This window comes from Lederbergia sp. NSJ-179 (assembly GCF_022867885.1).
Classification (GTDB): domain Bacteria; phylum Bacillota; class Bacilli; order Bacillales; family Bacillaceae_C; genus Lederbergia.
The window spans coordinates 41,369-55,142 of record NZ_JALIFP010000004.1; the positions used below are offsets into that span (position 1 = coordinate 41,369).

14 protein-coding genes and 1 riboswitch are annotated in these 13,774 nt (G+C 39.5%); of the genes, 11 read left to right on the forward strand and 3 right to left on the reverse strand.

What is annotated here, in order from left to right:
• The first annotated feature begins 195 nt into the window (after positions 1 to 195).
• The 8 genes from cls (at position 196) to MUB24_RS04545 (ending at position 9,382) form a co-directional block, all read left to right on the forward strand.
• Positions 196 to 1,650, forward strand: a complete 1,455-nt coding sequence (gene cls, locus MUB24_RS04510) for a cardiolipin synthase (RefSeq protein WP_244701820.1) — start codon at positions 196 to 198, stop codon at positions 1,648 to 1,650.
• A 228-nt stretch (positions 1,651 to 1,878) separates the two neighbouring features.
• Positions 1,879 to 2,490, forward strand: coding sequence for a TlpA disulfide reductase family protein (locus MUB24_RS04515; protein ID WP_244701822.1), 612 nt, complete (start codon positions 1,879 to 1,881; stop codon positions 2,488 to 2,490).
• Between the two features lie 97 nt (positions 2,491 to 2,587).
• A riboswitch (SAM riboswitch) is annotated at positions 2,588 to 2,698 on the forward strand.
• Positions 2,699 to 2,810: 112 nt separating this feature from the next.
• Positions 2,811 to 4,130 (forward strand): O-acetylhomoserine aminocarboxypropyltransferase/cysteine synthase family protein, encoded by a 1,320-nt coding sequence (locus MUB24_RS04520; RefSeq protein ID WP_396426695.1) that lies wholly within the window; start codon positions 2,811 to 2,813, stop codon positions 4,128 to 4,130.
• A 205-nt stretch (positions 4,131 to 4,335) separates the two neighbouring features.
• On the forward strand, positions 4,336 to 5,313 hold the full coding sequence (locus MUB24_RS04525; protein WP_244701825.1) for a homoserine dehydrogenase: 978 nt from the start codon (positions 4,336 to 4,338) through the stop codon (positions 5,311 to 5,313).
• Positions 5,314 to 5,387: 74 nt separating this feature from the next.
• A complete protein-coding gene (locus MUB24_RS04530; RefSeq protein ID WP_244701827.1) occupies positions 5,388 to 6,830 on the forward strand; it encodes a S41 family peptidase in 1,443 nt (480 codons plus the stop codon).
• A 143-nt stretch (positions 6,831 to 6,973) separates the two neighbouring features.
• Positions 6,974 to 8,185 (forward strand): PDZ domain-containing protein, encoded by a 1,212-nt coding sequence (locus MUB24_RS04535; protein ID WP_244701829.1) that lies wholly within the window; start codon positions 6,974 to 6,976, stop codon positions 8,183 to 8,185.
• Between the two features lie 101 nt (positions 8,186 to 8,286).
• Positions 8,287 to 8,952 carry a DsbA family protein gene (locus tag MUB24_RS04540; protein WP_244701832.1) on the forward strand — a complete coding sequence of 222 codons (666 nt, stop codon included), beginning with the start codon at positions 8,287 to 8,289 and terminating at the stop codon, positions 8,950 to 8,952.
• 1 nt (position 8,953) lies between these two features.
• Positions 8,954 to 9,382 carry a disulfide oxidoreductase gene (locus MUB24_RS04545; protein WP_244701834.1) on the forward strand — a complete coding sequence of 143 codons (429 nt, stop codon included), beginning with the start codon at positions 8,954 to 8,956 and terminating at the stop codon, positions 9,380 to 9,382.
• Positions 9,383 to 9,421: 39 nt separating this feature from the next.
• Here MUB24_RS04545 and MUB24_RS04550 read toward each other — a convergent pair whose 3' ends face one another.
• Both MUB24_RS04550 and MUB24_RS04555 read right to left on the reverse strand, forming a co-directional pair.
• Positions 9,422 to 9,604: a hypothetical protein gene (locus MUB24_RS04550; RefSeq protein WP_244701837.1), complete on the reverse strand. Its 183-nt coding sequence runs from the start codon at positions 9,602 to 9,604 to the stop codon at positions 9,422 to 9,424.
• Positions 9,605 to 9,898: 294 nt separating this feature from the next.
• Positions 9,899 to 10,144, reverse strand: a complete 246-nt coding sequence (locus MUB24_RS04555; protein ID WP_244701839.1) for a hypothetical protein — start codon at positions 10,142 to 10,144, stop codon at positions 9,899 to 9,901.
• Between the two features lie 173 nt (positions 10,145 to 10,317).
• Between MUB24_RS04555 and MUB24_RS04560 the strand changes: the two genes are divergently transcribed.
• Complete coding sequence (locus MUB24_RS04560) at positions 10,318 to 10,551, forward strand: hypothetical protein (RefSeq protein WP_244701842.1); 234 nt, start codon at positions 10,318 to 10,320, stop codon at positions 10,549 to 10,551.
• 61 nt (positions 10,552 to 10,612) lie between these two features.
• Here MUB24_RS04560 and MUB24_RS04565 read toward each other — a convergent pair whose 3' ends face one another.
• A complete protein-coding gene (locus MUB24_RS04565) occupies positions 10,613 to 10,855 on the reverse strand; it encodes a ferredoxin family protein (protein WP_244701845.1) in 243 nt (80 codons plus the stop codon).
• A gap of 248 nt (positions 10,856 to 11,103) precedes the next feature.
• On the opposite strand from MUB24_RS04565, the gene MUB24_RS04570 reads away from it, so the two are divergent.
• Both MUB24_RS04570 and MUB24_RS04575 read left to right on the forward strand, forming a co-directional pair.
• Complete coding sequence (locus MUB24_RS04570; protein ID WP_244701848.1) at positions 11,104 to 11,427, forward strand: ArsR/SmtB family transcription factor; 324 nt, start codon at positions 11,104 to 11,106, stop codon at positions 11,425 to 11,427.
• 22 nt (positions 11,428 to 11,449) lie between these two features.
• A complete protein-coding gene (locus MUB24_RS04575) occupies positions 11,450 to 13,540 on the forward strand; it encodes a heavy metal translocating P-type ATPase (RefSeq protein ID WP_244701851.1) in 2,091 nt (696 codons plus the stop codon).
• The last annotated feature ends 234 nt before the right edge of the window (positions 13,541 to 13,774 follow it).

The following is a 13,774-nucleotide window of genomic DNA, read 5'->3' on the forward strand; positions in this document are numbered from 1 at the left end:
AACAAAGTCGCATCTACGGGATGCGGCTTATTTATTTGTTAAAATCCAAAAAGATTATCCCTAAAAAGGGTGTGTCATTCTTATTTGAATAAAATCATCTTTCATAAGTCTGTGTTTTCATTTCAAGAATATGCTAATATAGGGGAAGAAATGTCTCGTTTAAAAAAAGAAAAAATAATTATTTGAGGAGCTCATATGACTTATACAACGATTACGGCGGCTTTGGTCAGTTTAGCACTTTTATTAAATATTATCTTGGCTGTCTTCGTGGTATTTTTGGAGAGACGAGATCCTGGTTCGACGTGGGCATGGCTCTTGGTGCTATTTTTCATTCCGGTTGCCGGCTTTATTTTATATTTGATTTTCGGTCAGAATTTAAGTCGAAAAAAAATGTTTGAATGGAGTGACCCTAATAAAATTGGCATTATGGAAATTACCAAAAACCAGATTGAAATGCTACAAAAAGGCGAATTTCCCTTCCATGATACGAAAACAGCTCAGTATAAAGATCTAATTTATATGCTACTTGTTAATGACCGCTCTATTCTTACTCAAGACAATCAAGTAGAAATATTTATCGATGGAAATGATAAATTCCGTTCCCTTTTGCATGATATAGACCATGCTCAAGATCATATTCATTTAGAATATTATATTATAAGAAATGATAAGCTTGGGAAAGAGTTATTACAGATGCTCGTCAAAAAGGCGAAAGAGGGCGTAGACGTAAAAATATTATATGATGCAATGGGGTCCAGAAGATTACCAAAAAAGTTTTTCAGACCATTGATTGAAGCTGGTGGGAAAACAAGTGCTTTTTTTCCAGCCGTAATTCCTCACTTAAATTTACAGGTGAACTTTCGTAACCACCGTAAACTTGTCATTATTGATGGGGAAACTGGTTATGTCGGAGGATTTAATATTGGGGATGAGTATCTTGGTCTTAAAAAGAAATTTGGCTATTGGCGAGATACACATCTAAAGATTACGGGTAAAGCTGTTTTTGGAATGCAAACTAGATTTATCCTAGATTGGAATCAGGCTTCCACAGCAAAAATTAAGTATGAGGATCGGCTTTTCCCTGAGATGGGTGCAAAAGGAGAGACAGATGTTCAAATTGTTTCAAGTGGACCAGATTCGGAATGGGAACAAATTAAGTATGGAATACTAAAGATTATTTCTTCAGCTAAAAAATACATTTATATTCAAACTCCCTATTTTATTCCGGATGCGAGTGTGCTTGATGCTCTGAAGATCGCTGCTCTTTCTGGAGTGGATGTAAGATTGATGATTCCAAATAAGCCTGACCATGCTTTTGTCTATTGGGCAACGTACTCCAATGTTGGTGAATTACTAAAAACTGGAGCTAAAGTATATATTTATGATAATGGATTTATACATGCCAAGACTATTATTGCCGATGGAAAAATTGCCACTGTTGGTACAGCGAATACCGACGTCCGCAGCTTTAAGTTGAATTTTGAAGTAAACGCCTTTTTATATGATCAGAAACTTGTGAAACAATTAGTCGATATTTTTCACGATGATATGAATCTCTCTCGTGAATTAAGCTTGGAGGAATATCAAAATCGTCCCCTTTATATTCGTTTTAAAGAGTCATTATCAAGACTTTTATCACCGATTTTGTAAGGGGCTATCTTGATTCTGGAAAGGGTGGATCCATCAATAAAATGGTATACAATTGGTTCATTAACCTTCCCTGCCTCCTGGATTGCCATTATGGGGCATGCGTCCTTACATCTGCAAGCCTCTATGTGTTTAAAAAGAAGCCATTAGCCGAGTGGTTTGGGAATGTAGGCAACTTATGTTTTATTGGCTCTATTCCTAGTTTTGTGCAGAAGAAATGGAGGGTGCTTCATGACTAAAAAAATATTTGGCTTCAGCCTATTAGCCATTTTAGCAGCAATCCTAGTGGTTAATGTTGTCCAAGAGGCTAGCGCGAAAAAAGATAGAGAGAATCAGCAGAAGGAACGTGAGAAACAGATCGAAGCCGCAACTGAAATAAATGTCGACAAGATGTTTTCGGAGGGCTTAACGAAAGGTGATATACCGCCTGATTTTGAATTGGAGGCATTGTCTGGCGAAAAAATCAAGTTGTCTGATCTGAATGGGAAAAAGGTTTTATTGAACTTCTGGGCGACCTGGTGTCCTCCATGCAAGGCAGAAATGCCGCATATGGAAAAATTTTATCAGGAAAAGGCTGAAAAATATGATGTTGAGATGATTGCTGTAAATTTAACTTCGGCTGAAACGGCACGTAAGAAACGGGAAAAAGTTCAAGAATTTATTGATGATTATCAACTAAGTTTCCCTGTTCTATTAGATGAAGAGGGAGTGGTAGGGGATAAATATCAGGTTATATCCATACCTACTAGTTATTTTATTGGTTCGGATGGTCTGCTTCAAAATAAAGTTATCGGTCCCATGGACGAAGAAGTGATGGAAAACCTTGTGAAAAATTTACATTAATCCATGGAAGGGAAAAACAATATTCTTTAAAAATATGGTTGACTTATTAAAGCGTAATCAACTATACTTGGTTTAATAATAAAATTGAATAGTATTATTCTTATCAAGAGCGGCGGAGGGATAGGCCCTGCGATGCCCAGCAACCTTCAGAGGATTATATCTGAAAAGGTGCTAATTCCTACAGACGGGTATGTCTGAGAGATAAGGAGAGGAAATAGACCATCATCCCCCTTATCACAAGGGGGATTTTTTGCGTCCAGCTTTAGTGCTGGAATCCCGCACTTTTGTACTTATCCAATCGTCATACAAAAAATAATACAATGAAGGAGGAGAAGAGATTGACGCAAGAACAATATAAACCAGAAACATTACTATTGCATGGAGGACAGGAACCAGACGAAACAGGGGCCCGTGCTGTACCGATACATAGAACAACTTCCTATGTATTTAAAGATTCAGAGCATGCACAAAAACTATTTGGATTAGAAGAGCCGGGGAATATTTACACTCGTATCATGAATCCAACGGTAGATGTATTTGAGAAAAGAGTCGCCTTACTTGAAGGGGGTACGGCTGCTGTCGGTCTGGCATCTGGAATGGCTGCGATCGCCTTCTCGATCTTGAATATTACTCGTGCAGGCGATGAAATTGTCGCAGCGACTGATCTTTATGGAGGAACGTATAACTTATTTGCTGTGACATTACCCCGATATGGAATTAATGTGACATTTGTGGATCCCAAAGATCCTGAGAATTTCCGCAAGGCGATCACACCAAAAACAAAAGCATTATTTGGAGAGATTATCGGAAATCCGAGTTTGCATATTTTGGATGTGGAGGCCATAGCTGGGATCGCTCATGAAAACGGTATTCCTCTGATTGTTGACAGCACATTTGCGACACCTTATCTCTGCAAGCCGATTGACTGGGGTGCAGACATTGTTGTCCACTCTGCAACGAAGTGGATTGGCGGTCATGGAACGGTCATCGGTGGTGTCGTAGTGGATGCAGGGAAATTCGATTGGAATAACGAGAAATTTCCTGATTTTATTGAACCGGATGAATCTTATCATGGCATTCGTTATGGTATTGATGCTGCTGATGCGGCTTTTGCGACGAAATTACGGGTCCAGTTATTACGTGATTTTGGGCCGTGCTTAAGCCCTGATAATGCTTTTCAATCATTACAGGGACTAGAAACATTACATTTAAGAATTGTCAAACATGTGGAAAATGCGAAAGCTATTGCGGAATTCCTAGAGAATCACGAGACAGTAGAATGGGTATCTTATCCTGGTTTGGAAAATCACCCCTCTTATGAACTCGCGAAAAAATATTTTCCGAAAGGTGCCGGCTCCATTATCGTCTTTGGTATTAAAGGTGGCAGAGATGCTGGAAGACAGACGATCGATCATGTGCAATTATGGTCACATGTAGCGAATGTAGGAGATGCCAAATCATTGATTATTCATCCTGCTTCAACGACTCACCAACAATTAAGTGCAGAAGACTTAAAACGGGTTGGGGTATCTGAAGAATTAATTCGGCTTTCCGTTGGTCTTGAGGCAGTGGAGGATATAAAGGCTGATCTTGGTCAGGCTATCGAAAAGGCAGTAGAATGGGTATCCTTGAAGAAATAATATAGAAGCAAGGAGGCTGGGCGTCACGCGTTTCAGTCTCTTTTTAAAAAATAGAAAATTTGGCTAGTGTCAGATCAAGCTCTAGCGCATAGACCTGAGGGGCTCGCAGGATGTGAGTCCAGCGGCGTGGTGATTGACGTGGCGCTCTTAGCCGTTTTTCCACTTCAAGGCTTGCGCTTTTCGAGAATAGATGGGAGGAGAAGAAATGCCAAAGATTAAAGCGGCTTTATTGGGACTTGGAACAGTTGGAGCCGGAGTTTATGAGGTGATCCAACGGTATCAAGACCAATTAAAAGAGCTTGTTGGAGCAGAAGTAAGCATAGTTGCAATATTAATTCAGGATAAAGATAAGGAACGTGTCATAGCCGATGATATACTCCTTACCAATAATATTCGTGAAATTTTAGCGATTCCTAATCTTGATGTGATTTTTGAATCGATTGTCGGTGCGGAACCGGCTTTTACGTATTTAGAGGATGCGATTAATCAAGGCTGCCATATTATTACAGCTAATAAGGAAATGTTTGCAAAGCATGGGAACATATTACTTCAAAAAGCAAAAGAACAGGATGTGCAGATTGGATTTGAGGCAACGGTAGCAGCGGGTGTTCCGATCATTCGCACGATTCAACAACAACTCCAGTTCAATAAAATCGAAAAAATTCAAGCTTTATTAAATGGCACATCGAATTTTATTTTAACTGAAATGAGGGAGAAGCAGCTTCCTTTTGCAGAAGTATTGGAAACTGCTCAATCTCTCGGGTTTGCGGAGGCTGATCCGACAAACGATGTGGAGGGAATTGATGCCTTTTATAAATTAATGATTTTGAGTCAGCTTGTCTATGGCAGACAGCCACAATGGGAAAGTGTTGAGATAAAGGGGATTGCAAGTATTCCAGACATTCACCATGCAACAGGCCGCTATAAACATATTGCAGAATTGAAAAAAGAGGGAGAGCAAATTCAGGCATTTGTTCAGCCTGTTTTAACAGATAAAACTCACCCGCTTTATCATGTAGAAGGAGTCAACAATGCGGTTGTGCTACACACATCACTTGCTGGAACCATTACGATCCAAGGACCGGGAGCTGGAAGTAAGCCTACAGCTAGTGGTATGATTGAAGACTTTGTTCATATTTTTCAAAAAGACGCTGCTCGTTCTAAAAAATTAGCAAGCTTGTAGTACCCATACGACTGTCATAACTTGTCCTCCCATTACATACTCTTATATAGGCGAAGGCGATGAGGAGGAAGATTATGAAGAGAAGCAGGCTGGTGTTGATCGCTGTTTGTTCCTTTTTTATTGGGGCAGCCGGAGTATATGCTAGTATGGTATGGATTTTTCCGAATTTGCAGGATCAGGAAGAGAAGGTAAAACAAGAGTCAGAGACGATTCAAATACTCCCGGAAATGGCAAAAGTCGCAGAAGCCTATGAATTAATTCAAAAAGCTTATGTGGAAGAAGTGGATTCAAAGCAATTGATTCAGGGTGCGATTCAAGGGATGGTCGGCACTTTAAAGGATCCTTATTCTGTTTATATGGATGAAGAAACCGCTGAGAGATTCAATGAAAGTATGGATTCCAGTTTTAATGGAATTGGAGCACAAATTGCTATTCAAGAAGGCAAGCTTGTGATCATTTCTCCTATCAAAAATTCTCCTGCAGAAAATGCAGGACTGAAAGCAAAGGATCAAATTATTAAGATTGATGGGGACCCCGTTGATGGTTTGGATTTATATGAAGCATCTAGTAAAATTCGGGGTAAAAAGGGAACAACCGTGAAACTTGATATTGTTCGAAATGGTGTATCAGCTCCCATGACTATTGAAATTACAAGAGATGAAGTTCCTATTTTAACTGTCTTTTCCGACATGAAGGAAAGTGGTGGAAAGAACATTGGTTATGTGGAAATAACCTCATTTGCTGAAGGAACAGCAAGGGACTTTTCCAGTGAATTAGAGCAATTAGAAACGAAAGATATCGATGGACTGATCATTGATGTGCGCGGGAATCCTGGTGGAATGCTGAGTAGTGTGCAAGATATACTCGATCAACTTGTGACAGATGAAAAGCCATATGTGCAAATTGAAGAGCGTTCAGGTAAAAAACAAACCTATTATTCAGTGCTGAAACAGAAAAAACCTTATCCGATTACAGTGCTTATGGATGGGGGAAGTGCGTCAGCCTCAGAGATTCTGGTCGCTGCCTTAAATGAAATCAATGGAACAACTCTTGTAGGAACGAAGACCTTCGGCAAGGGAACGGTTCAACAGCCACTCCCATTGGAAGAAGGGGGAAATTTAAAATTAACGATGGCGAAATGGTTGACACCAGATGGAAACTGGATTCACGGGAAAGGAATTGAGCCAACAATTGAAGTGCAGCAGCTTGACTATTTTAATGCCCATCCAATTGAACTCAAGGAAACCTTAAAGCAAAACATGAATGAAGAAAACGTGAAGTTTGCACAGGAGATGTTGAAAGGATTAGGGTTTGCCCCAGGAAGAACAGACGGTTATTTTGATGAACAAACAGAAAGAGCCGTTAAAGCCTTTCAATCCATTGAAAAGCTTCCTGTAACAGGCGAAATTGACGAAAAAACAGCAGCAGCATTAGAGGAAAAAATCATTACCTCTATAAAAGACGAGAAAAATGATATGCAATTACAAGTTGCCCTCAAAACATTATTTAAAAAATAGGTAACGAGTTTAGTAAATAACAAAATATAGGGCTAGGCAATCTGGAAAAAATTCAGGTGTCTAGCCATGTTTTTGTTCTTTTTCTATTAATGTCTGGTAAAATAGAAGATATATTTATGTACCCGGAAAGGATGTGGAGGTATTTGGAATGGTTAGTAGAGATTGCCAAAGGTATAGGGCGGATGATGCTTCATCCTGTTTTCTATTTCTCGATGATTTGGGTCATTTTGGCCGGATATTGGAGAATAAAAAGAGAACGACGTGATTTCCATGTAAGAGTACATAATATTTTCCTAGAGTTCCGGCATTTATTTCCTGTAGGAATAATGACAGGAATGGTTCTTTCGCTCTTCTCCGTTGTTTTAGGGCTGACATTTCCTTTTATCCTGATTGTAATGATCGCAATTGCAACGATTTTATTCACGTTTATGGGAAATGCCCGTTTGCTTTCTCCTGCTTTTACAATTGGAATTCCGTTACTATTGCTCAGTCTTCTTTCCATATTTTCCATTGATTTAAAGGTTATTCATCCTATTGATCATACTGATTTGTTTGGCGCCACTGTTATGCTAGGCTTAATGATGGGGACAGAAGGATTTTTAATGTTAAAAAACGGCTTGAAGGATGTATCTCCTAAATTGCGGACAAGCCGTAGAGGATTAACGGTTGGGGCTCTACAGGCTAAGCGGTTTTGGCTTATTCCTGCATTTCTATTTCTTCCTTCAGGGGTTATGACGATTCCTTTTGATTGGTGGCCCGTGATTCAAGCTGGACATGAAAGCTATTCTTTGGTTTTGCTGCCATTTTTGCTTGGCTTTCAGCAGCAAATTCAAACGGAATTGCCTGAAATAGCCGTAAGACGGATAGGAAAACAGGTATTTACTTTAGGATTAATCGTCCTGATTACAAGTGTAATCTGTGTATTTCTATTGCCTGTCTATGCTGCGATTATCACGTCTGGATTCGCTCTATTGGGGAGAATTTGGATTGCTTATCGACATCGGGTAAGGGAAAATACGACTCCATACTATTTTGCTCCAAGAAATACGGGTGTCATGGTGCTCGATGTATTACCGCATTCTCCGGCTGATAAAATGGGGTTGAAAACGGGTGAAATTATCCATACATGTAATAAAGTGAAGGTAAGTACCCATAAAGAAATGTACCAAGCACTAATAAAGAATAGAGCCTATTGTAAGCTTGAAGTTTTTGACACAAATAATGAAATTCGTATCGTACAAGGAGCTTTATATGAGGGAGACCATCATGAACTTGGAATTCTTTTTATCGAAAAGAGGGAAGGGTCAAGTCCACAAGACAATTTAGGGCCCTTTTATAAGGATTCACAAAGATGACATATCTATTAAGCTAATAACGGTTTACATACCTTCCAGGGGGATGATAGGATAAACAAAAGAAAATTTAGTTTAAGAAAAAATACCTGGAGATGTGTCCTATGAATAACAAAAAGCTAATGATTATTACGATAATAGTGGTCGTTGTGGCAGTCGCCGCAATCGTTATCCTGACCAAAAAGATAAACCAATCGGATCAAGAAAATGTTCAAGTGGAACAACCAAATATTGAAAATCAACCAACATTGGGAATGGAGGATGCTCCTGTTTCAATTGTAGAATTTGGAGATTACAAATGCCCGGGATGTAAAGCTTGGACAGAAAGGGTTTTTCCACAGCTTGAAAAAGATTATATTAAAAACGGTGATGTAAAATTATCTTATGTAAATGTCCTTTTTCATGGAGATGAATCATTCCGAGCGGCGTTAGCTTCTGAATCAGTCTTTAAACAAGATCCTGAGGCATTCTGGGATTTTCACGAAGGGCTTTATCAGGCACAACCGGCTACCCAACAACATGATGAAAAATGGGTCACAACGGAAAAATTATTGGAAATTGCCAAAGAAACGGTCCCAAATATTGATTTGGATCAGCTTGAAAAAGATATTGAAGAACAGGGGACAAAGGCTGAAGTGAGCATTGATGAACAATTGGTGCAGAAACATAACATTGAATCGACTCCATCTGTAATTGTGAACGGTGTGCTAGTGAAAGATCCATTTGACTATGAAGCCATTTCAAATTTAATTGAAAAAGGATTGAAATAGGATGCAAAATACCAAATCAACCTTTCAGGACTATATTCTTTACTTTGCCTGGATTGTATCTCTTATTGCCACACTAGGGAGTCTCTATTTTAGTGAAATCAAAGGTTTTATTCCCTGTGAGTTGTGCTGGTATCAAAGAATTCTGATGTATCCCTTAGTGATCATCATCGGGATTGCCGCTTTTGATCAGAATAAAAAGATTAAAAAATACGTTTTACCTCTTTCAATCATCGGAGGCTGTATTTCTTTTTATCATTATTTAATTCAGAAAGTTCCCGGTTTAGCTCCTGTCAAGCCGTGTGTGGGTGGAGTGTCCTGTAGTGGCCAATATATTAATTGGCTTGGATTTATCACGATTCCGTTTCTAGCGCTTATCGCCTTTATTCTGATCACTGTGCTGATGCTACTGTTACGGCAAAATAATAAATAATATGAAGAGGGTGAATGCATCACATCCACCCTCTCCATACTATTGCTCATCAGGATTCTCTTCGACAACCTCTTCTTCAGCTTCTGCTGATCTCCCCCAAAAGAAACCCCACGGATCCCTTTGAGGACCCCTATCCTTTCGATCCTCATTAATTTCCACATTTTTTGCATGAATCACTAAATTTTCCACATGAATTTCTTTTGGTTTTTTTTCTTGAGACATGTCCTTCCTCCTTTCTAATAAACCGATTCGCTCTATCCTATTCATGTATGGGGGATATGTATAGGCGAAAACATGGGCGAGTTAAAAAATCAAAACAATTGCCCTATATACCTCATAGGGGTATGTTAAAATGACGGAAAATAAAGGGGGTGATTGATTTGGTCGAAATTGCCAATGCTCATTCGTATTTGCAAGAAGAGGATCATTGTACGGTTAAGACAGAGACCTGATATAAAAGAGGTTGTTCTAAAAGAGTCATGAGGATCTTTTAGAACAACCTCTTTTGCTTCAACTTTAGAAGAAAGGTATGAAAGCTAAGGTAGCAATCGCTCCCAATGCAATTCCCCAGCCAAAACCCCAGCCCCAGCCCCAACCATATCCATATCCACCATAATTGGATCTACCTAAAGGGCGGAGATACACTCTATTGGGAGTGACACGGTCGATAATTCCGCGGTGAACCCTCCCCTCCCGAGTTTTAATCATCACAGGTCGGCCAATGCCTCCTCTACAAGCATGATAATATCGATCAACTGACATTTGCTAAGCACCTCCCACATAAGATAATTCCATCCTTTATTACCTTATGTGTAATTCATTTATTTTGAATGGACAAACAACTTAGACATTTTGCGGAAATAATGAACCGTAACGATTAGGATTCTTTGACATAATCTAATTTAAATTAACTTCAAAAAGGGGTGAAAAAAGGAATGACATTTCATTACCAAGATGCTTTAGCGAAAGGAGAAGTCCACGCCGTTAAAAAAGATAGTAGGATGTCTGATGAACTACAAGAGGATGAGGATGAAGAAAAATTTTTGGATAATATCGGGAAAGTCGTTTACAGTGAACAGGTGGAACAAATATTAGCAGAGCAAAGCCTTTTGTTAATGGAATATGCGGATAAAATTGGCTATATTGTTGCACAGGGGCAAAAACGCTAAAGCTGGACGATAGAAAAAAGGTGAACTTTTGCATGTTCACCTTTTTGACATACTTAAAACTTTATTCCGAAGCAGCAAAGAATTCCTTTGCTTTTTCGAAGTATTTTTCATCTTCTGGAAGAATATCTTCCTCGTGGTAGATTGCTTCCACCGGACAAACGGCTTGGCAAGCTCCACAGTCTATACAAAGGTCAGGATCGATAAAAAACATCTCGTCCCCCTCAATAATACAGTCAACAGGGCAAACTTCAACGCATTCCCCGAATTTTTCACCAATACATGGTGCAGTAATAACGTAGGACATATAAAAACCACCTTTATCTTGTATGAGAATATCTCTTGAATTTTATGGAGATCAAAACGCCAATGCAAATTGACACAATACCAATATAGCAAATCTCTTTCCTATTTTCAATTGGACAACCATAACTCCTCTTATGAAAACTAAAAAGAAAGAACTTTTACTGAAAAAAGTTGACAAATATCGTATAAGGAATATAATGGAGTTAATATATGAACACATATACATATAAAGAATGAGGGAGAAAAAATATGGAAAAACAACCAAATCAGCCGTCTATGCATGATGAACTAGATGAGGAAACGCTTTTTATCGTCTCACAAACATTTAAAGCTTTATCTGAACCAACGCGAATTCGCATTTTACATCTTTTATCAGAGCAGGAATGTTCCGTGAATCAAATTGCAGAAAAGTTATCACTTCTACAATCAACCGTCTCTCATCAATTACGATTTTTGAAAAATCTACGCCTTGTCAAATATCGGCGGGAAGGTACCACTTTTTATTATTCGCATGATGATGAACACGTCATGAATGTATTGGAACAAACCATTGATCATGCTAGACATACATAAAAGTAAGAATGAGGTGGGGAAATTGGCGGAATACAAATTGAAAGGACTTTCTTGCGCCAATTGTGCAAAAGAAATGGAAGAGGACATTCAAAAATTGGAAAATGGTCAAGATGCAAAGCTTTTATTTAATTCAAGTAAATTAATCGTTTCTGACCAGATCTCTTTACCGAAAGTGGAAAAAATCTTGGCGGGGGATGGGGCATCACTTGTGAGGGATGAGGCGGATCGCTCTGTTAATGAACATGATCACGCTCATAGTTCTGTTCGCCATTTACTGCTTTTGATTGGGCTATCTGCTCTATTATTTCTGTGTGCGATTGTTGTGGAGCATACAGGAAGTGAATGGATCGCTGTGATTCTATATGTAACGTCAGCCACCCTTAGCGGGTACACAACATTTATAAAAGGTGCAAAAAATATTTTGAAATTAAAATTTAATATCGATACATTGATGACCATCGCCTTAATTGGAGCCTTTGCAATCGGCGAATGGAAGGAAGGGACATTAGTTGCGATCCTGTTCGGGATGAATGAATATTTAGAAGGGCTTGGGATGCAGAAGGCTCGCAAATCGATGGAGACTTTATTAGAGATTGCTCCGAAAGAAGCCATTCGTATTTCCGGGAAAGGAGAAGAGGTTGTTCCAATTTCTGCCTTACAAGTGGGAGATGTGGTCCTCGTCAAATCCGGCTCGAAAATTCCTTCTGATGGGATCGTAATAGAGGGGAAAAGCTCCGTGAATGAAGCGGCGATTACCGGTGAATCCATGCCTGTCGAAAAAGAAGGAGGAGAGTCAGTCTTTGGCGGAAGCCTTAATAATGAAGGGATTTTACGAGTAGAAATAACGAAACCGTATAAAGATTCTTCTTTAGCTAAAATTCTCCATCTTGTCGAGGAAGCGCAGGAGACGAAAACGCCAACCGAAAAATTCATTAATCATTTTGCCAAATATTATACACCAGCGATTATGATCATTGCGGCGATTGTCATGCTTGTGCCGCCACTATTCGGTGGCCATTGGGGAGATTGGTTTTATCAAGGTCTTGCTGTCCTAATTGTTGGCTGTCCTTGTGCGTTAATTATTTCCTCTCCAATCGCCTTAATTTCTGGGATTGCTCGAAATGCTCGCCATGGCATTTTAATAAAAGGAGGAGTGTTTCTAGAGCAATTGGGGAAAATAGACATAATTGCCTTCGATAAAACCGGTACATTAACAAAAGGGGAACCTCATGTCGAGAAAATGGTTATTTACGAGGAGGAGTCCTTTTTACCAATCGCAGGTGCCATTGAGAGAAATTCTTCCCATCCGTTAGCAAAAGCGGTGATGAAAAAAGTGGAGGAATATAATGTGGATATCCCGGTACCTTCTTTCATTGAAACGATTGCGGGGCAAGGGGTGGAGGCCGTCATTAATGGCTTGACATATACCCTAGGGAATGAAAAAAGTATTCCGGCTAGGGCCATAACATCGGCTACCCAAAAGGATGTAGCCGCCTTAAAAAATGAGGGATTTACATTAGTGGCCGTTTCCAATTATGAAAAGGTCTTAGGCCTATTTGGGATTGCGGATGAAATACGCCCGGAAAGTAAAGAAATTGTGGAAGAGCTGCACAAGGCAGGCATTAAGAAAACGACGATGTTAACAGGAGACCACCCAAAAACCGCTGAAAAAGTAGCTGCGGCAATTGGATTAACAGATTATCAAGCTGAATTATTACCAGATCAAAAGGTGGATAAAATTAAGGAATTAACAAACGAAGGAACAACCGCCATGGTCGGGGATGGCATTAATGATGCTCCAGCGCTTGCAACCGCGGATTTAGGGATTGCCATGGGAAAAGGAACCGATAGTGCGATCGAAACAGCGGATGTGGTTCTGATGCAAGATCATTTAGGTAAGCTTCCTTTTGCCATAAAAATTGGAAAAAAAGTAAATACAATTATTAAAGTCAATATTTTCTTGGCTCTTGGCTTAAAATTAATTGCCCTCTTATTAACGATCCCGGGATTACTAACACTATGGATTGCGATTCTTTCCGATATGGGAGCAACTGTGCTTGTTACGTTAATAAGTTTGACAGTTTTGCTCGAAAAACGTACATTAAAATCATAGTGTCAAAATAGAGCTGTCTCCGATTCAACATGAGGCGCTCTTTTTTTAAAGAATAACTAAGATCTAGATCTAGCGCCTAGCCCCGAGAAGAGGCTCGCAGGATGCGAGTCCATCGGCGTGGCATTGACGTGGTGTCCGTAGACGATGTTCCACTAAATAACCCTGAACCTATGAAGAGAAAGATCACCCTCCCTAGTTTCAGGAACATTTGCTTGTCGGGGGCCCACAGGATGC

Excerpts from the sequence above, each read along its gene's own strand:
- MUB24_RS04555 (WP_244701839.1), bottom strand. The coding sequence starts at position 10,144 with ATGTCAGTTGATCGATATTATCATGCTTGTAGAGGAGGCATTGGCCGA.
- MUB24_RS04530 (WP_244701827.1), top strand. The coding sequence starts at position 5,388 with ATGAAGAGAAGCAGGCTGGTGTTGATCGCTGTTTGTTCCTTTTTTATT.
- MUB24_RS04570 (WP_244701848.1), top strand. The coding sequence starts at position 11,104 with ATGGAAAAACAACCAAATCAGCCGTCTATGCATGATGAACTAGATGAG.
- MUB24_RS04525 (WP_244701825.1), top strand. The coding sequence starts at position 4,336 with ATGCCAAAGATTAAAGCGGCTTTATTGGGACTTGGAACAGTTGGAGCC.
- MUB24_RS04515 (WP_244701822.1), top strand. The coding sequence starts at position 1,879 with ATGACTAAAAAAATATTTGGCTTCAGCCTATTAGCCATTTTAGCAGCA.
- MUB24_RS04550 (WP_244701837.1), bottom strand. The coding sequence starts at position 9,604 with ATGTCTCAAGAAAAAAAACCAAAAGAAATTCATGTGGAAAATTTAGTG.
- MUB24_RS04520 (WP_396426695.1), top strand. The coding sequence starts at position 2,811 with ATGAAGGAGGAGAAGAGATTGACGCAAGAACAATATAAACCAGAAACA.
- cls (WP_244701820.1), top strand. The coding sequence starts at position 196 with ATGACTTATACAACGATTACGGCGGCTTTGGTCAGTTTAGCACTTTTA.
- MUB24_RS04565 (WP_244701845.1), bottom strand. The coding sequence starts at position 10,855 with ATGTCCTACGTTATTACTGCACCATGTATTGGTGAAAAATTCGGGGAA.
- MUB24_RS04545 (WP_244701834.1), top strand. The coding sequence starts at position 8,954 with ATGCAAAATACCAAATCAACCTTTCAGGACTATATTCTTTACTTTGCC.
- MUB24_RS04540 (WP_244701832.1), top strand. The coding sequence starts at position 8,287 with ATGAATAACAAAAAGCTAATGATTATTACGATAATAGTGGTCGTTGTG.
- MUB24_RS04560 (WP_244701842.1), top strand. The coding sequence starts at position 10,318 with ATGACATTTCATTACCAAGATGCTTTAGCGAAAGGAGAAGTCCACGCC.